The 17,391-nt window shown below is 62.9% G+C and carries 21 protein-coding genes; 12 read left to right on the top strand and 9 right to left on the bottom strand.

Translation table 11 applies throughout. The annotated features are described in order from the left end of the window. Positions 1-14 precede the first annotated feature (14 nt). Genes RS899_RS19685 through RS899_RS19675 form a run of 3 tightly spaced genes read left to right on the top strand, consistent with a single transcriptional unit; the run spans position 15 to position 1,980 of the window. On the top strand, positions 15-1,136 hold the full coding sequence (locus RS899_RS19685; RefSeq protein ID WP_233299113.1) for a beta-ketoacyl-ACP synthase III: 1,122 nt from the start codon (positions 15-17) through the stop codon (positions 1,134-1,136). 2 nt (positions 1,137-1,138) lie between these two features. After that, positions 1,139-1,747 (top strand): RNA polymerase sigma factor, encoded by a 609-nt coding sequence (locus tag RS899_RS19680; protein WP_054907432.1) that lies wholly within the window; start codon positions 1,139-1,141, stop codon positions 1,745-1,747. Further along, positions 1,741-1,980 (top strand): anti-sigma factor family protein, encoded by a 240-nt coding sequence (locus tag RS899_RS19675; RefSeq protein ID WP_054907433.1) that lies wholly within the window; start codon positions 1,741-1,743, stop codon positions 1,978-1,980. Before RS899_RS19680 ends, RS899_RS19675 begins: the two co-directional genes overlap by 7 nt. Before the next feature lie 133 nt (positions 1,981-2,113). Here RS899_RS19675 and RS899_RS19670 read toward each other — a convergent pair whose 3' ends face one another. Next, positions 2,114-3,028, bottom strand: a complete 915-nt coding sequence (locus RS899_RS19670) for a DedA family protein/thiosulfate sulfurtransferase GlpE (protein ID WP_233299114.1) — start codon at positions 3,026-3,028, stop codon at positions 2,114-2,116. Between the two features lie 299 nt (positions 3,029-3,327). Here RS899_RS19670 and RS899_RS19665 point away from each other — a divergent pair, with 299 nt between their 5' ends. After that, on the top strand, positions 3,328-4,644 hold the full coding sequence (locus RS899_RS19665) for an OprO/OprP family phosphate-selective porin (protein WP_054907436.1): 1,317 nt from the start codon (positions 3,328-3,330) through the stop codon (positions 4,642-4,644). A gap of 186 nt (positions 4,645-4,830) precedes the next feature. Here RS899_RS19665 and RS899_RS19660 read toward each other — a convergent pair whose 3' ends face one another. Then, the gene (locus tag RS899_RS19660; protein ID WP_315807884.1) at positions 4,831-5,295 is read right to left on the bottom strand and encodes a GNAT family N-acetyltransferase; all 465 of its coding nucleotides are present in this window, start codon (positions 5,293-5,295) and stop codon (positions 4,831-4,833) included. A 145-nt stretch (positions 5,296-5,440) separates the two neighbouring features. On the opposite strand from RS899_RS19660, the gene RS899_RS19655 reads away from it, so the two are divergent. Both RS899_RS19655 and RS899_RS19650 read left to right on the top strand, forming a co-directional pair. Continuing rightward, positions 5,441-6,580: an acyl-CoA dehydrogenase family protein gene (locus tag RS899_RS19655; RefSeq protein ID WP_315807883.1), complete on the top strand. Its 1,140-nt coding sequence runs from the start codon at positions 5,441-5,443 to the stop codon at positions 6,578-6,580. Positions 6,581-6,622: 42 nt separating this feature from the next. Continuing rightward, positions 6,623-7,804: a CaiB/BaiF CoA transferase family protein gene (locus RS899_RS19650; protein ID WP_313464566.1), complete on the top strand. Its 1,182-nt coding sequence runs from the start codon at positions 6,623-6,625 to the stop codon at positions 7,802-7,804. Positions 7,805-7,810: 6 nt separating this feature from the next. On the opposite strand, the gene RS899_RS19645 is transcribed toward RS899_RS19650, so the two are convergent. The 3 genes from RS899_RS19645 to RS899_RS19635 form a co-directional block, all read right to left on the bottom strand. After that, entirely contained in the window at positions 7,811-8,308 is a 498-nt protein-coding gene (locus RS899_RS19645; RefSeq protein ID WP_315807882.1) for a SprT family zinc-dependent metalloprotease, read from the bottom strand. A 188-nt stretch (positions 8,309-8,496) separates the two neighbouring features. Then, positions 8,497-9,093, bottom strand: coding sequence for a Yip1 family protein (locus RS899_RS19640; protein ID WP_024764594.1), 597 nt, complete (start codon positions 9,091-9,093; stop codon positions 8,497-8,499). Positions 9,094-9,253: 160 nt separating this feature from the next. Further along, a complete protein-coding gene (locus RS899_RS19635; RefSeq protein ID WP_054907440.1) occupies positions 9,254-9,850 on the bottom strand; it encodes a DNA-J related domain-containing protein in 597 nt (198 codons plus the stop codon). A 101-nt stretch (positions 9,851-9,951) separates the two neighbouring features. Between RS899_RS19635 and ttcA the strand changes: the two genes are divergently transcribed. From ttcA to RS899_RS19605, 6 genes are all read left to right on the top strand, one after another. Next, on the top strand, positions 9,952-10,779 hold the full coding sequence (ttcA, locus tag RS899_RS19630; protein WP_054907441.1) for a tRNA 2-thiocytidine(32) synthetase TtcA: 828 nt from the start codon (positions 9,952-9,954) through the stop codon (positions 10,777-10,779). Positions 10,780-10,814: 35 nt separating this feature from the next. Beyond that, complete coding sequence (locus RS899_RS19625; protein WP_054907442.1) at positions 10,815-11,486, top strand: DNA-3-methyladenine glycosylase I; 672 nt, start codon at positions 10,815-10,817, stop codon at positions 11,484-11,486. A 28-nt stretch (positions 11,487-11,514) separates the two neighbouring features. Next, positions 11,515-12,279, top strand: a complete 765-nt coding sequence (locus RS899_RS19620; protein ID WP_315807881.1) for an NAD-dependent deacylase — start codon at positions 11,515-11,517, stop codon at positions 12,277-12,279. A gap of 69 nt (positions 12,280-12,348) precedes the next feature. Further along, on the top strand, positions 12,349-12,975 hold the full coding sequence (locus RS899_RS19615) for a C40 family peptidase (RefSeq protein ID WP_139092981.1): 627 nt from the start codon (positions 12,349-12,351) through the stop codon (positions 12,973-12,975). 80 nt (positions 12,976-13,055) lie between these two features. After that, positions 13,056-13,586, top strand: a complete 531-nt coding sequence (locus RS899_RS19610) for a C40 family peptidase (RefSeq protein WP_315807880.1) — start codon at positions 13,056-13,058, stop codon at positions 13,584-13,586. 15 nt (positions 13,587-13,601) lie between these two features. Beyond that, positions 13,602-14,264: a class I SAM-dependent methyltransferase gene (locus tag RS899_RS19605; protein WP_315807879.1), complete on the top strand. Its 663-nt coding sequence runs from the start codon at positions 13,602-13,604 to the stop codon at positions 14,262-14,264. Between the two features lie 62 nt (positions 14,265-14,326). Here RS899_RS19605 and RS899_RS19600 read toward each other — a convergent pair whose 3' ends face one another. From RS899_RS19600 to tcyJ, 4 genes are all read right to left on the bottom strand, one after another. Continuing rightward, positions 14,327-15,025 (bottom strand): pirin family protein, encoded by a 699-nt coding sequence (locus tag RS899_RS19600; RefSeq protein WP_315807878.1) that lies wholly within the window; start codon positions 15,023-15,025, stop codon positions 14,327-14,329. Positions 15,026-15,151: 126 nt separating this feature from the next. Further along, positions 15,152-15,919, bottom strand: a complete 768-nt coding sequence (gene tcyN / locus RS899_RS19595; RefSeq protein ID WP_226045476.1) for an L-cystine ABC transporter ATP-binding protein TcyN — start codon at positions 15,917-15,919, stop codon at positions 15,152-15,154. After that, entirely contained in the window at positions 15,916-16,587 is a 672-nt protein-coding gene (gene tcyL / locus RS899_RS19590) for a cystine ABC transporter permease (RefSeq protein WP_024764585.1), read from the bottom strand. The genes tcyN and tcyL overlap by 4 nt, the downstream gene beginning before the upstream one ends. Continuing rightward, complete coding sequence (gene tcyJ / locus RS899_RS19585; RefSeq protein ID WP_024764584.1) at positions 16,587-17,387, bottom strand: cystine ABC transporter substrate-binding protein; 801 nt, start codon at positions 17,385-17,387, stop codon at positions 16,587-16,589. The genes tcyL and tcyJ overlap by 1 nt, the downstream gene beginning before the upstream one ends. Between the last annotated feature and the right edge of the window lie 4 nt (positions 17,388-17,391).

Here is a 17,391-nt window from a genome sequence, read left to right as displayed (position 1 = left end):
GAAGAGGATTGACCGTGCATAAAGTCGTGATCAGCGGAACCGGCCTGTATACCCCGCCGTTCAGCATCTCCAACGATGAACTGGTGGAATCCTTCAACAGCTACGTCCGCAGTTACAACGACCAGCACGCCGACGCCATTGCCAAGGGCGAAGTGGAAGCCCTCTCCGAGTCCAGCTCGGCGTTCATCGAGAAGGCTTCGGGCATCAAGAGCCGCTTCGTGGTGAACAAGGAAGGCATCCTCGACCCGCAGCGCATGGCACCGCGCATCCCGGAGCGCTCCAACGACGACTGGGGCATCCTCTGCGAGATGGCCGCTGCCGCTGCCAAACAGGCGCTGGAACGCGCCGGCCGCAAGCCCGAGGACATCGACGGCGTGATCGTCGCCTGCTCCAACCTGCAGCGCGCCTACCCGGCTGTGGCCATCGAAGTGCAGGCTGCCCTGGGCATCCAGGGCTTCGGCTACGACATGAATGTCGCCTGCTCCTCGGCCACCTTCGGCATCCAGGCCGCGGTGAACAGCGTGCAGCTGGGCCAGGCCCGCGCGATTCTGATGGTCAACCCGGAAATCTGCACCGGCCACCTGAATTTCCGCGACCGCGACAGCCACTTCATTTTCGGTGACGCCGCTACCGCCGTGATCATCGAGCGCGCCGACCAGGCGACTTCCAAGCACCAGTTCGACGTAGTCAGCACCAAGCTGCTGACCCAGTTCTCCAACAACATCCGCAACAACTTCGGCTTCCTCAACCGCGCGGCGGAAGAGGGCATCGGCACTCGCGACAAGCTGTTCGTGCAGGAAGGCCGCAAGGTGTTCAAGGACGTCTGCCCGATGGTTGCCGAGCTGATTGGCGAGCACCTGGCGCAGAACGACATCCCGGTCAGCGACGTGAAGCGCTTCTGGCTGCACCAGGCCAACCTGAACATGAACCTGCTGATCACCCGCAAGCTGATCGGCCGCGACGCCGAGCCGCACGAGGCGCCGGTGATCCTCGACACCTACGCCAATACCAGCTCGGCTGGCTCGGTGATCGCCCTGCACAAGTACCAGGACGACCTGCCCGCCGGTTCCATCGGCGTGCTGAGCTCTTTCGGCGCCGGTTACTCCATCGGCAGCGTGATCCTGCGCAAGCGCTGATCGTGCCCGCCGACGACAACGAGCTGTTGTCGCGCCTGCTGGCCGGTGACCAGCAGGCCTTCCGCACCCTGGTCGCGACCTACCAGGGTGCGATGCGCGCCGTCGCCATCGCCATTCTCGGCAGCGCCCATGCCGACGAGGTGGTGCAGGACGCCTGGCTTGCCGCTGTGCGCAACCTCGATGGTTTCCAGGGCCGCTCCAGCCTCAAGACCTGGCTGCTAACCATCACTGCCAACACCGCCAAATCCCGCCTGCGCAAGGTTCGTCGCGACGTTTCGCTGGACGAGCTGCCTGCGCCTCACGGCAGCATCGACGATTCCCGCTTCGCCGCCGACGGCCACTGGAGCCCGGCGCCGTTGGCGTGGCACGAGGACTCGCCCGAGGCCCTGCTGGCCGAGGACGAGCTGCGCCAATGCCTGGAAAAGACCCTGCTCAGCCTCTCCGAATTGCAGCGCAGCGTGTTGCTGCTGCGTGAGCGCCAGGGCCTGGAATTGGAGGAGATCTGTAATCTGCTGGAGGTTTCGCTCTCCAATGCCAGGGTGCTGCTGCACCGTGCGCGGCTGAAGGTGTTCGCCACCGTGGAGCACTTCGAGGAGACCGGGGAATGCTGACCTGCAAGGAACTGGTGGCGCGCTCCAGCGACCTGCTGGACGAACAGTTGGGCTGGCGCGAGAAGATCGCGTTGCGCCGGCACCTGCTGCTGTGCCGCCACTGCCGGCGCTACCTGCGGCAGATGCGCCTGACCCAGGCGACCCTGCGCCTGCTGCCAGAACCGCCTCGCCCGGACTCGGAGCGTCTGGCTGACCATCTCGCCGAGCTTCGCCGGGACAGCGCACGGCGCTAAGAGCTTTCTGTAGGAGCGCGCTTGCTCGCGAACTGGCGTTCCCAGCAGCGCCGTAGGATGGCGTTTGCCGGAGACGTCCGGGTGATGCCGATGCCTGCGGTCGTGCGCATGGCGCGCTCCTGCAGGCGACTCCTCAGCTCAGGCTTTGCGCCCGCCACGCATCCAATCCCCCCGACAGGGCCCAGGTACGCGGATGCCCAAAAGCCTGCAGCCGCTCCGCCAGCATCGCTGCGGAAAGCTCGTGGGGGCAGGCGCAGTAGATCACCACGTCCTTGTCCTCCAGGCTGTCGCGCAGCTCGTCCAGCTTCCCGTCCAGGCTGAAGGCGATGGAGCCGGGAATGGCCTCGTCATCGAATTGCGCGCGCACATCGAGGATCAGCGGTGGCTGGCCTGCGTCCAGGCGTGCGCGCAGCTCATCGACGCTGATGCGTGGAATCCGCGCGGTGCGCTTGAGCAGGCTGAAGCGCTGCCAGAGCTTCCAGGCGATGAACAGCGCGAAGGCGCCCAGCAGCACCGCTATACCAAGGCTCGCGTACTCGGTGAGCCAACCCAGGACACGGTCCACGGCATCGCTGAAGATGCTCCCGAGCATCAGCGCCGAGCCCGCCCAGAGCGCGGCGCCGGCACAGTCGTACGCAAGGAAGCGTGGCAGCGGCGTGCGGGTCATGCCGGCCATGGTGGTGGTCAGCGCGCTGGCACCGGGGAGGAATCGCGAGATCAGCAGCGCCCGCGGCCCGATGCGCAGGTACAGGCTCTGGCTCTGGCGGATGCAACTGTCAGGCGACAGCGAAACCTTGCACACGCTGCGCAGCATGAAGCCGCCATAGCGTCGCCCGGCGCTGAACCAGATCAAATCGGCAATCAGGCAGGCGCACACGGCCACGGCCAGCGCCTGCCCCAATGGAACGCCGCTTCCCTGCAGGGCAAGTGCTCCGGCGACGATCAATGCCGGATAGGCGGGAATCGGCAAGCCGAGTTGTTCCAGCAGGACGTTGAAGAACAGCAGCGTCAGGCCGTGCTGCTGGATCAAGGGTTGCAGTTCATGCATGGGTAAGCCTGAAGGCGCTGTCTTTCAGATGTGAGGTCGGAGCATACCGCCAAAGAGGCCGACAGAAACGGCTGAAAGCCTAGTCGGGCGTGGTCCTGAGCCTTTATGCCATAAGGAAATCAAAAGTTCCTTTGTAATAAAAGTTTTATCTACGAGCAACCGATCTGAAATAACCCCTCGCCAAGATTCCCAGCAACACAAACGGGGGCCGCCAGAACGGCCTGTGCGAGTCCTTGGGGGGCGCGCAGCAGCCAGGCACTCGGCGTGTTCAACGCAAATACCATTAAGGGGAATCTTCGATGATCCGTAAGCACTTCGCCGGTTACGCCGCCACTGCCCTGGCACTGGCCGTTTCCGCCCAGGCTTTCGCAGGCACAGTCACCACCGATGGCGCCGATATCGTGATCAAGACCAAGGGCGGTCTTGAAGTTGGCACCACCGACAAGGAATTCAGCTTCAAGCTCGGTGGCCGTCTGCAAGCGGATTACAGCCGCTTCGATGGTTTCTACACCAAGAACGGCAACAACGGTGACGGCGCCTACTTCCGCCGCGCCTACCTGGAACTGGGCGGCACTGTCTACAAAGACTGGAAATACCAGATCAACTACGACATGTCCCACAACTCCGGTAACGCTGACAACGGTTACTTCGACGAGGCTTCCTTCAGCTACACCGGCTTCAGCCCGGTAACCCTGAAGTTCGGCCGCTTCGACCCGGACTTCGGTCTGGAAAAAGCCACCAGCTCCAAGTGGGTCACCGCCACCGAGCGTACCACTGCCTACGAACTGGCTGACTGGATCAACACCCACCAGGACGGCATGGGTGCCCAGGTTGGCGGCGTCGTCGCCAACATGGCTTACCTGGACGCCGGCGTATACGCCAAGGATGCCGACGACACCGACGGCGACAGCGTCAAGCAGTTCAACTTCCGTGGCGTGTTCGCTCCGCTGAACACCGACGGCAACGTCCTGCACATTGGTGTGGACTACGCCTACCGTGACCTGGACGACGTAGCCTTCGACTCCCGCATCCGTCCGCGTCTGGGCATGCGTGGTATCGCCACCAACGGCGGTAACGATGCTGGCGACAACGGCAACCGCGCTACCTTCGGCGGCGCCACCCTGAGCCCGGCCGGTTCCTACAAGGACGACTCCACCTGGGGTGCTGAATTCGCCTACGCCTTCGGCCCGTTCTCCGCTCAGGCCGAATACCTGAAGCGCAAGCTGAAGGCTGATGCCGACGCTTACGAAGACATCAAGGCTGACGGCTACTACGGCCAACTGGCTTACACCATCACCGGTGAATCCCGCGTGTACAAGCTCGATGGCGCCAAGTTCGACACCATCAAGCCGTCCAACAAGGAAATCGGTGCCTGGGAAGTCTTCTACCGTTACGACCACATCAAGGTCGATGACCCGAACGTGGTTGTGGCTACCGCTACCCGCGACGTGGGCGACACCAAGGCCAGCACCAACACCATCGGTGTGAACTGGTACGCCAACGAAGCCGTGAAGGTCTCCCTGGACTACGTCCACGTCAGCACCGACGGCATCCGCAATGCCAACGGCGACGACGACGGCAACGGTGTCGTGACCCGTCTGCAGTACGTGTTCTAAGAACTACAGCAATACCGTTTGACTCCTTTGTGTGAACCCCCGCCTCGGCGGGGGTTTTTTTATGGGAGTCGGAAAGCTTTTCTGTAGGATCGAGGGGGACGCCATCGTTATTGCTCGCGAACCTGCTGCATGCCGGAGCAGTCTGAAGCCTCGTTCGCGAGCAAGCTCGCTCCTGCACGGTTTGCCTCAGCGAAAGCCGGGCCTCGCCGGGCGCTGGCGGAATTCGAATTCGAGCAGTTCATCGAACGGATTGCCCATTTCCAGCCGCGTCCAGCCCAGCTTGATGAGGAAGGCCAGCGCCCCCTGGTTGTCGGGCCTCACGCTGGCGCGCCACAAGGGGCTGCTCTGCAGTTCCGCTCGGCTCATCACCAGCGCCATCACTGCGCGCCCTACGCCTGAGCCGCGCAACTCCGGGCGCACGGCGAGATCAGTGACGAAATAGTACGGATGCTCGGGGTTGGGCAGGCAAATACCCACTACCGCCACCAGCAGATCGCCACGCAGGATGCTGTACAGGACTCTGTCCGGAGAGGTCAGCAGCTGTTCCAGCCAGTCACGGTCCATCGGGCCAAGCTGCGCAAAGAGCACGGGGTCGGCGAACCAGCTTTCGTACGGCGGGAAGTCTTCCGCCTGGAAAGGGCGAATCTGCATGCGGGCGCTCTCCGGTGCAGCTTTGGGAAGTTTCACACTCGCATCTGCTGGGCGATTGCGTCAATCGACCCTGAGCGCTCGCGTCATTGAGGCCGCGCGCGGCCAGCACCTACCCTGCGGGCACTCAACCCACCGGGAGTCGATCATGCTGCGCAATCACTTCGAGACCGAACACAACCTGTTCCGCGATGCATTCCGTTCCTTCCTCGACAAGGAAGTGGTGCCCCACCAGGACGAATGGGAAGAAGCCGGCGTGGTGGACCGCAGCGTCTGGCGCAAGGCGGGGGAGATGGGCTTCCTGTTGCCCTGGGCAGAAGAGGAGTACGGCGGAACCGCTCTGAAGGATTTCCGCTACGAACAGATCATGTGCGAGGAACTGGCCGCCATCAACGAGCCGGGTTTCATGATCCCGCTACATTCGGCGCTGTGCGGCCCCTACATCGCCGAGTATGGCAACGCTGAGCAGAAAGCCCGCTGGCTGCCCGGGATCATCCGTGGCGAGAGCATCCTGGCGGTGGCGATGACCGAGCCTTCCGCCGGGTCTGACCTGGCTGGCATGCGCACCACGGCGGTGGACAAGGGCGATCACTACGTCCTAAACGGCTCCAAGGTGTTCATCTCCAACGGCCTGCTGGCGGACCTGGTGATAGTCGCGGCCAAGACCGACCCGGCGAACAAGCACGCCATGGGCCTGTTCGTGGTCGAGCGCGGCATGCAGGGCTTCGAGCGCGGGCGCAATCTGAAGAAGCTGGGCATGAAGAGCCAGGATACCGCCGAGCTGTTCTTCAACGACGTGAAGGTGCCCAAGGAAAACCTGCTGGGCGACGCCAAGGGCGGCTTCCTCTACCTGATGAACATGCTGGCGCAGGAGCGACTGACCAACGCCTGTGGCGCGGTGGCTGGCGCCGAGGCCGCGCTGAACGCGACCGTCGACTACGTGAAGGAGCGCAAGGCGTTCGACCGTCCGATTGCGCATTTCCAGAACACCCGCTTCAAGCTCGCCGAGATGCGTACGCAGATCGACGTGGCGCAGGTCTTCACCGACCGCTGCGTGATGGACCACAACCAGAAGAAGCTCACCCCCGAAGTGGCCGCCGAAGCCAAGCTGTTCACCACCGAGCTGCTCTGCAAGGTGGTCGATGAAGGCGTGCAACTGCACGGCGGCTGGGGTTACATGTGGGAGTATCCGATCTGCAAGATGTACGCGAATGCGCGCATCCAGCGCATCTTCGCCGGTACTTCGGAGATCATGAAAGAGATCATCAGCCGCGGCATGAAGCTCTGAGGCGCGGCGCCCACGCATCGATTGAGCGAAACAGGAGTGCCCATGAACGGCCCGCTCGCTTCCCTGAAGATCCTCGACTTCTCCACCCTGCTGCCGGGGCCGTTCGCCTCGTTGCTGCTGGCCGACATGGGTGCCCAGGTGTTGCGCGTGGAATCGCCCACGCGCATGGATCTGGTGCGTGTGCTGCCGCCGCACGTGGACGGCACCTCCGCCAGCCACGCCTACCTCAACCGCAACAAACGCTGCATTGCTCTGGATCTCAAGCAAGCCGAGGCGGTGGAGGTGGTGAAGCAACTGGTGCAGGAATACGACATCGTGCTGGAGCAGTTCCGCCCCGGCGTGATGGACAAGCTCGGCGTCGGTTACGAGGCGCTCAAGGCGATCAACCCGAAGCTGATCTACGTATCGATCACCGGCTACGGCCAGACCGGGCCGCTGCGCGACCGCGCCGGGCATGACATCAACTACTTGGCCCTGGCCGGCGTGGCCAGCTATACCGGCCGCCGCGAGACCGGCCCATTGCCGCTGGGCGTGCAACTGGCGGACATTGGCGGTGGTTCGCTGCATGGTGTGATGGGCCTGCTGGCGGCAGTCATCCATCGGCTACAGACGGGTGAGGGGCAGCAGGTCGACGTGAGCATGACCGACTGTGCCTTCAGCCTGCACGGCATGGCTGGCGCCGGCTATCTCGCGGCGGGAGTGGAGCCGGAGATGGAAGGCCTCGCGCTCAACGGTGGCAGCTTCTACGACTACTACCGCACCCGCGATGGCCGCTGGTTCTCGGTAGGCAGCCTGGAACCGCAGTTCATGCAACAGTTCTGCGCCGCCATCGGCCGCCCGGAGCTGGCCGCGCGCGGGCTGTCGCCCAAGCCGGAAGAGCAGCAGGCGCTCAAGCGTGAAATCGCCATCGAGTTCGAGAAGCAGGACTTCGCTCACTGGCAGGAGCGCTTTGCCGCGCTGGACGCCTGTGTCGAGCCGATGTTGTCCCTGGCCGAGGCGGTGGAACATCCGCAGTTACGTGAGCGGGGTGTGGTCACGCAGGTGCCCAACGGCAAAGGCGGGGCGCAACGGCAGGTGGCCTGCCCGATCCGTTTCTCCGCCGGCCTGCCCGAGCCACGCCATATCGGCGCTGCGCTGGGAGCACACACGGCGCAGGTGATGGCGGAACTGGGTTACACCGACGAACAGGTTGCAGCGCTGAAGGCGGCCAAGGTCATCGCCTGAGCAGCATCACTCGCGGCGGGTTTCGCCGGTGAATACCAGGGTGGCGCGGCACCGCCGGCAATAGTAGCGGCGGCCCTGGGTGACCAGGTTGTGACGCTGGGAGGAGAAGGGGAATTCGTTTCCCTCTCCACAGTGGCAGCGATACAGGTAGCGGGTGGAGCGGCGACGCTTGATCTCGTAGGTGTGGCAGCGGTCCGGCGGCAAGCCGTAGATGCCACGCATGATCAGTTGCCACTCCTCGCCGTGGGGGCGAATGCGCGGACCGAACATCTGGTGGGCGATCAGGTGCGCCACTTCATGGGCCACGGTTTGCTGCAGGAAGTGTTCGTGGTTTTCCCGGTACAACTGCGGGTTGAAACGCAGCAGGTTTTCATCCAGGTGGGCGACGCCGGCCTTCTGGCCGCGTAGCCGGAAGCTCACTTCCGGGCGGGGAAAGCGCCGCTGGAAGAAGGCTTCGGCCTGCTGGTAGCAGGCTTCGACGCGAGCGTTGAGCTGTTCAGGCATACAGTGGTTCTCCGACGGGGCAAGATTATGCCGCAGTCGGCGCGCCGGTGGAGGATTTCTCGCGGCCGCTCGTCCGGGGTGCAGCTTCAGGCAAGCCGCACGAGTTTCAGGCAAGTGCCGCTCGCTCCTGCGAGGAGCCCAAAAGAAACCGGGCCACAAGGGCCCGGTTTCTTTTGCAGAAAGTGAAATCAGGTGTATTCCGGGCCGACGCCGCTGCCCCAGAGGATGACCGACAGGGCCATCATCGCCACCAGCACCACCAGTCCTACCGCCAGCACGGAGCTGGAGAACAGGAAACCTTCATCCTTGGGAATGTTCATGAAGGTCGGGATGCCGACATAGAGCAGGTAGACCGTGTAGCAGATCGCGGCGGTGCCGATGATCATGCCCAGCCACAGGTGCGGATAGAGCGCCGCCAGGCCGCCGATGAACAGCGGAGTCGCGGTGTACGCAGCGAAGACGATGCATTGGGTCAGCGATGGCGACGCGTCGTACGTACGAGCCATCCAGTGGATGAAGGCGCCCATCACGGCGACGCCGGCGAGCATGGCGATGTAAGTCATGATGGTCAGCTGGATCGCGCTGGCGGCCGTCAGCTTGACCGGTCCCGCATTACCCAATACCCAGCCGACCTGCGTGGTGCCGATGTAGGCGGAAATGACCGGGATGGCAGCGAGGATCAGGACGTGGGTCAGGTACATGTGGCTGATGGATTCTTCCTCGCCACGGATGTCTTGCCATTCCTGATCGGGATGGGTGAAGAGCCCCCACACATGATGGATCATGTCAGCATTCTCCTCTTCTTATAGAAGGTCGCCCCCCAGCGAGGCGCCAGGTACGCGTAGCCAGCGTCATCCGGTGCCCGGCCGACCTATGCGACCTTAAGTCGCAGTATAGGAATGGCTGCAAGCCACGTCGTCCGCGGGTTTAGAGCAAATGGAAGTTTCACGGGCGGCTGTAATAGCGCTCCAGAATTTCCATCGCCTTGTTGATCGACTGCAACCGAGTGGTGCTGCCGCCGCGATCAGGGTGGTGCTGGCTCACCAGTTGGCGGTAGCGCAGCTTGATCAGCGCGTAATCCACCGGGCCGTCTTCCAGCTCGAAGAGTGCCAATGCCGCGGCTTTTTCCTCGTTGCCCTGCATGCGCGTCCAGAAGCTTTCCAGCAACTTCTCCACATCGCGCTCGGTGGTTTCCTTCAAGTGTTTTTCATCGAGGTAATAGGCGCGTAGCGCGTCCTGTTCGCCGAGAGCCTGCACACCCTGCATATAAGGAGAGAGGCGAATCTGCAGCGGACCGATCTCCAGATGCGCGGCGCCTTCTCCCCAGAGTTGGTCACGCAGTCGATACAGCGCGTTGAACACCATGAAATGGGTGCGGAACAACACCAGCTTGTCGGTCAGCGGCAGGTTGGGCACGCGGGTGGAGTGCCGAGCCTTCAATTGCTGGATCAGCTGGAATTCGGAGATTCCTTCAGGCGCTTCCCGTAGCAACTGCAGGAGCTGGTCCGTCAGTTCGAGGGAAGGATCGAGATCGTGCGTCATGCTGTCAGATTAGCAGCAGCCCGATAGAGGGGCTGGGGTACGCGTCGCTTTGCGCGTAAAATGACCGGCTTTTCGTCTTGCCCTTTGGATTCCAGAGCACCATGGCCAGCACCCTTTCGGTCAATCAGAACAAACTGCAGAAACGCCTGCGCCGCCAGGTTGGCGAAGCGGTCACCGACTTCAACATGATCGAGGACGGCGACAAGGTGATGGTCTGCCTGTCCGGCGGCAAGGACAGCTACACCCTGCTGGACATCCTGCTGTACCTGCAGAAGGTCGCCCCGATCCAGTTCGAGATCGTCGCGGTGAACATGGACCAGAAGCAGCCCGGCTTCCCCGAGCACGTGTTACCGGCGTACCTGGAGTCCGTCGGGGTGCAGTACCACATCATCGAGAAGGACACCTACTCGGTGGTGAAGGAGAAGATCCCGGAGGGCAAGACTACCTGCTCGCTGTGCTCGCGCCTGCGCCGTGGCACCCTCTACACCTACGCCGATGAGATCGGTGCAACAAAGATGGCGCTGGGGCATCACCGCGACGACATCCTGGAAACTTTCTTCCTTAATATGTTCTACGGCGGCACCCTCAAGGCCATGCCGCCCAAGCTGCTCTCCGACGACGGCCGCAACGTGGTGATCCGCCCGCTGGCGTACTGCAACGAGAAGGACATCGAAGCCTACTCGGTGCTCAAGGAATTCCCCATCATTCCGTGCAACCTGTGTGGTTCGCAGGAGAACCTGCAGCGCCAGGTGGTCAAGGAGATGCTGCTGGATTGGGAGCGCAAGTCGCCGGGCCGCACCGAGATCATGTTCCGCGCCCTGCAGAACGTGGTGCCGTCGCAACTGGCGGACCGCAACCTGTTCGACTTCAACAGCCTGCGCATCGACGAGAGTGCCACTCCGCGCTTCCTCGACGTGATGAACCTCTGATCTCCGTAAAGAACGAAAGCCCGCAAGGACGCCCGATGCGCGACTACCAGTGGTTGTACGAATACTGTCTGAACCGCTTTGGCTCGGTCGAGGCGCTGGAAGCACGCTTGCCCCAGGCCAGGTCGCCGGCGGAACTGGTGGAGGTCGGTGATGATCGCTACCTGTCGCTGATCAGCCTGCGCATCTTCCGCGCCGGGCTCAAGCACAGCCTGGTGGACGCCAAGTGGCCGGCCTTCGAGGAGGTCTTCTTTGGTTTCGACCCGGAGAAGGTCGTGCTGATGGGCGGCGAGCGCTTGGAAAACCTGATGCAGGACGCCCGGCTGATTCGTCACCTGGGCAAGCTCAAGAGCGTGCCGCGCAACGCCCAGTTCGTCCTGGACATTGCTCGTGAATACGGCAGTTTCGGCAAACTCCTGGCCAGTTGGCCGTCCAGTGACATCGTCGGTCTCTGGAAGCTGCTGGCCAAGCGTGGTAGTCAGTTGGGCGGCATGTCTGCGCCGCGTTTCCTGCGCATGGCCGGCAAGGATACGTTCGTCCTCGGCGACGATGTGGTTGCCGCGCTCAAGGCTCAGGAGATAGTCGACAAGGCGCCCACCAGCCAGAAGGATCTGGCGTTGGTGCAGGCTGCCTTTAATCAATGGCAGGAACAAAGCGGCCGTCCGCTGTGCCAGATTTCCATGATGCTGGCTTTCACGGTCAACCACTGATACGCGGTCCCGCCGCGGAGGAGGGCGCATGGACTCGGCGATCGAACGTACTGGCGCGGCGCTGGCTCGCGCAGAACGCATCCTGGTGATTACCGGTGCCGGGCTCTCCGCCGACTCCGGGATGCCTACCTATCGCGGCCTGGGCGGCCTGTACAACGGCCGGACGGCAGAAGGTGTGCCCATCGAAGTGGCGATCTCCGGGCCGATGCTGCAGAAGGACCCGGCGCTGTGCTGGAAGTACCTGGCGGAACTGGGCAAGGCCTGCCTGGGCGCGCAGCCCAACGCTGGTCATGAGGCCATTGCTGAATTGCAGAGGCTCAAGCCGGAATGCTGGGTGCTCACCCAGAACATCGATGGTTTCCACCGGCGCGCTGGGTCGCCGGCCGAGCGACTGATCGAGATCCATGGCGAACTGGCGCCGCTGTACTGCCAGTCGTGTGGGTTGGAAAGCGCCGAGCTGGCAGGGCACCTGGATGGCCCGCTACCACCGAAGTGCGCGCGCTGTGCAGGTGTGCTGCGCCCGCCGGTAGTGCTGTTCGAGGAGATGTTGCCGGAAGAGGCCATCGATACGCTCTATGCGCAACTGCGCAAGGGTTTCGATGCTGTTCTGCTGGTCGGGACCACCGCGAGCTTCCCGTACATCATCGAGCCCGTGCTGCGAACTCGGGATGCTGGAGGCTTCACCGCCGAGGTGAATCCGGGGCTGACCGACCTGAGTTCGGTGGTCGAAGAAAGAATGGTGGGTCGAGCCTTAGACATTATGCCGCGCCTGCTGAGTCACATTCCGCGATAAAAAACTTGCATTGGTCCCATTGAGCGGGCAAATTAGCCCGCTAATAAATGGAGCTAATGAGACACGGTCGTGCCCATGCTTAAACGCTTAGCACCCCTCGTGCCCATGAGTTTCGTTCTGCTGCTGGCAGCTTGCGCCAGCCATTCGCCGGAATCGCAGCCGAACCAGGTCGCTTCAGCACCTGCCACTCGAGCCGCCTTCCAGGTCAATCAGCACAAGATAGTGCTGGAGAATGAGTCGCAGGACGAGGGGGCCAAAAACGATAACGGCAGTTCGACTGCCCATGTATCCGACATTCTGGACCGCGCTTTCTCGCTGATCGGTACGCCGTACCGCTTTGGTGGAAAGTCGGAGCGGACCGGCTTCGATTGCAGCGGCTTCGTGGGCTATCTGTTCCGCGAAGAAGCGGGCATCAGCCTGCCGCGTTCCACGCGTGAGATGATCAACATGGATGTCCCGCTGGTCTCGAAAGAAGACCTGCAGCCGGGCGACCTGATCTTCTTCAACAACCGTGGTCGCGGTCGGGTCAGCCATGCCGGCATCTATATCGGTGACGGACAGTTCATCCACTCTGCCAGCCGCCGTGGCGGCGGTGTGCGCGTGGACAGCCTGGACGAGAGCTACTGGCGCCTGAGCTACATGGAAGCCAAGCGCGTGCTCGAACCGGGTTACGAGCCGAAGACGGTGACGCGCTAAACTTAAAGTTTTACTTTAAGTATTGCGCTCAAGTCACTGTTGGTACAAAGTGATGGCACTCCTTGACGGGATGCCATCACATGCTCGTTCCTCAGCGCATCATTCTCCTCGCTATTCTTGCCTCGCTGGCTGCCTGCGCCAGTCGCACTCCGCCTGCACCCCCTCCCGTAGTGCGCGCTAACGCTGCTCCCGTCTACAACACCCAGGCTGCCGACGATGTTCTGATCCGTGCCATTGCCCTGGTCGGCACGCCATATCGCTGGGGCGGTAATACGCCGGATAGCGGATTCGATTGCAGCGGCCTGATCGGCTACGTCTATCGCGATGCCACCGGCCTGATGCTGCCGCGTTCCACTCGCGAGATGATTTCCATGCGCGCGCCGACCGTTGGCCGCGAATCCTTGCAGAGTGGTGACCTGGTGTTCTTCGCTACCAGCGGTGGACGTGGCGTCAGTCATGCGGGTATCTATGTCGGGGAAGGGCGCTTCGTTCACGCGCCCAGAACGGGCGGGACCGTGCGCCTGGACAGCCTTGACAGTGCCTATTGGCAGAAAGCCTTCCTGGAAGCCAAGCGCGTCCTCGCCGTGCAGAGTCTCGCCCTCCATCCCTGACACTCAGGAGGGCCCATGACCACCCGCACGCTGAACCTCGACGACTCGCTTTATCAGTACCTGCTCGACGTTTCCCTGCGCGATACGCCAGTGAAGGCACGATTGCGCGCCGAGACGGCCAGGTTACCGATGTTTCGCTGGCAGGTCGCTCCGGAGCAGGGGCAGTTCCTCGCGCTGCTGGTCGGGCTGACCGGCGCGAAACGAATCCTCGAGATCGGCACCTTCACTGGCTATAGCGCCCTGTGCATGGCCGAGGCGCTGCCCGAAGGCGGCCATATCCTCTGCTGCGACCTGCCGGGTGAGTACAACGACATTGCACGCAGCTACTGGCACGACGCTGGCGTCGACTCGCGCATCGAGCTGCGGCTCGGACCTGCACTGGCCACCTTGGAAGCCCTGGTTGCAGGCGATCAGCACGGTGCTTTCGACCTGGTCTTCATCGACGCCGACAAGGCGAATTACCTCACCTACCTGGAGCACGCGCTGGCTCTGCTGCGTGTGGGCGGGCTGGCGGTCTTCGACAACGTACTGTGGAGTGGACGAGTGTTGGAGGCCAACCCGGAGAGTGCGGATACCCGCGCGATCCAGCAACTCAACCTGGCCTTGAAGTTGGATGAGCGAGTGGACTATTCGCTGGTGCCGATTGGCGATGGCATGAGCCTTTGTCGCAAGCGTTGAAAAACCTTGGGCCAAAAAAGGCACGCCGTGAGGCGTGCCTTTTTTCGTTACTGCGGCCTGGGTCAGGCAACATCCACCAGAATCACTTCGCTGTCTTCGAGTGCGGTGACCTTCACCACGGCCTCATCGGCGATTGCGGCGCCGTCACGGGCCAGTAGCTCGATACCGTTGACCTCGACCTTGCCCACCGCCGGAACCAGGTAGCCCCGGCGATTGCCGCCAAGCTCGTACTTGGCAGTCTGGCCTGCCTTCAGGGTGGCGGCGACCAGGCGGCCTTCGGCGCGGATGCGCAGGGCGTCGGCGTCGTTTTCATAGCCGCTGGCCAGGGTTACGAAGCGCCCGGCGCGATCGCCCTTCGGGAAGGGCTTGGCGCCCCAGGACGGTGTGCCGCCGCGTACCGAAGGGATGATCCAGATCTGGAAGATCTTGGTGACATCCTTCTCCAGGTTGTACTCGGAGTGCACGATGCCCGAGCCCGCGCTCATCACCTGTACGTCACCCGCTTCGGTGCGGCCCTTGTTGCCCAGGCTGTCCTGGTGGGTGATCGCGCCCTGGCGGACGTAGGTGATGATTTCCATCTCGCGGTGCGGGTGCGGTGGGAAGCCGGTGCCCGCGGCGATTTCGTCATCGTTCCAGACGCGGAGGTTGCCCCAGTCCATACGCTCGGCGTCGTAGTACTCGGCGAAGGAGAAGTGGTGCTTGGCGTTGAGCCAGCCGTGGTTGGCACCGCCGAGTTGCTGGAAGGGTCTGCGTTCGATCATGACTTAGTCCTCGTGGGGCGCGGCTGGCCGGTGGGCCAGTCCGCGCGGTTCATGGGACTATCTTCTCTCGCAGATGATCGATAAAAAAGCGCAAATATCGGCAGATATAGATCGATTAATTCGATTCTATTCGGCAGCGCGCTTGTCGCCCTGATCGAGGAATTTGCTGAGGAACTGGCGGGTGCGCTCTTCCTTCGGGTGGGCGAACAGCGCTTTGGCATCGCCCTGTTCGACGATCACGCCTTTGTCGATGAAGATCGCCCGGTTGGCGACGTCGCGGGCGAAGCTCATCTCATGGGTGACGATGACCATGGTGCGCTTTTCCTGGGCCAGGCCGCGGATGGTCGCCAGGACCTCTCCGACCAGCTCCGGGTCCAGTGCCGAAGTCGGTTCGTCGAAGAGGATCACGTCCGGCTGCATGGCCAGGGCGCGGGCGATGGCGACGCGCTGCTGCTGCCCGCCGGAGAGGCGCTTGGGATAGGAATCTTCCTTGCCGGCCAGCCCGACTTTCGCCAGTAACTGGCGAGCGCGCTCAATGGCCTGGGCGCGCGGCTCCTTCTTCACGATGATCGGGCCTTCCACCACGTTTTCCAGCGCGGTGCGGTGGGGGAACAGATTGAAGTTTTGGAAGACGAAGCCCACGTGCTGTCGCAGCTTGCGGATCAGCCCCTGCTGGCCGCTGAGCGGCCGCGAGGCGTCAATGAGGATGTCGCCGACCTGGATGGTCCCGCCGTTGGGCACCTCCAGCAGGTTCAGGCAGCGCAGCAGGGTGGTCTTGCCCGAGCCACTGGGGCCGATGATCGCGACCACTTCGCCGGGCTGGACGGTCAGGTCGATGCCCTTGAGCACCTCCTGGCCGCGGAACTGCTTGGTCAGCTGGCGGACTTCGATCATGCGTCTTGCTCCCGGTCGTGGCGGTTGACCCGGTCTTCCAGGCGGTTCTGCAGGTGCGACAGGATGCTCGCGAGGATCCAGTAGATCAGCGCCGCGGCGAGGTACATGGTGAAGACCTCGAAGGTGCGCGCGGTGATCAACTGGGCCTGGCGGAACAGTTCCGGGACCTGGATGGTGGCGGCCAGGGCGGTGTCCTTGACCAGCGAGATGAAGCTGTTACCGAGCGGCGGCAGGGCGGTGCGGGCAGCCTGCGGCAGGATGACCCGGCGTAGAGTCTCGGCGCGGGTCATGCCGATGCTGGCGGCGGCTTCCCACTGGCCCTTGTCGATGGAGCCGATGGCGGCACGGAGGATTTCGCAGACATAGGCGGCCATGTTCAGCGAGAAGCCGATCAGCGCCGCCGGCAGCGGATCGAGTTCGATGCCGGCCTGGGGCAGGCCGTAATAGATCATGAATAACTGGACCAGCAACGGCGTGCCGCGGAAGAACGACACGTAGATGCGCGCCAGCCAGCGCACGGCAGTGAATCCGTACAGGCGCATCAGCGCCAGTACGAATCCGAGCAGTAGTCCGAAAAACATGCCGCCTACGCTGAGGACTACCGTGAAGATCGCGCCCTTGAGTAGGAAGGGCGCGGAATCCAGCGCAAGCTGCAGGCTTTCTTCGATCATTGGGTGACGTCAGCCTGGAACCATTTCTCCGAGAGTTTCTTCAGCGTGCCGTCGGCGCGAAATTTCTCGATGGCCTTGTTCAGCGCTGCGAGCAATTCCGGGTTGCCCTTGCGCAGGGCGATGCCGGCCTCCTGGCGGGCGAAGGGCGCGCCAGTGAGGGCCATGGCGCCCTTGGTCTTGTTGACCATGTCGAAGGCGGCCAGACGGTCCACCAGGATCACGTCGATGCGGCCGCTGCGTAGGTCCTGGAATTTGGTCGGGTCGTCCTCGTAAGTACGCACGTCGGCTTGGGGCACATGCTCGCGCAGCCATTGCTCGTAATTGGTGCCCAGGCCCACGCCGACTTTCACGCCGGCGAGTTTTTCCGGCGCGTCGTATTTGCCTTCGTCACCCTTGCGCACCAGCGCCTGGATGCCGGAAACGGTGTACGCCTCGGAGAAGTCGTACTTCTTCTTGCGCTCTTCCGAGATGGTCACCTGGTTGATCACCAGGTCAAGGCGCTTGGATTCCAGCGCGGCGAGGATGCCGTCCCACTTGGTCGGCTGCAGCTTGGCGGTGACGCCCAGTTCCTTGGCGATCAGCTCGGAGAAGTCGACTTCGAAACCGGCGAGCTTGCCGTTTTCGTCCTGGAAGCTGAAGGGTGGGTAGGTGCCTTCCAGGCCCACGCGCACCTGGCCTTTTTCCTTGATCTGGGCGAGCAGGTCGTCGGCGGCCTGGGCTTGGCCGAAGAGGCCGGCGCCGAGGGTGAGGGTCAGGCTGGCAAGCAGGAAATGGCGTCGCAGTGCGGAGAAGGTCATGGTG

This window comes from Pseudomonas sp. C9-3, from assembly GCF_032392015.1.
GTDB classification, from domain to species: Bacteria; Pseudomonadota; Gammaproteobacteria; order Pseudomonadales; family Pseudomonadaceae; genus Pseudomonas; species Pseudomonas nitroreducens.
This window is presented reverse-complemented; position numbering and strand designations above follow the sequence as displayed.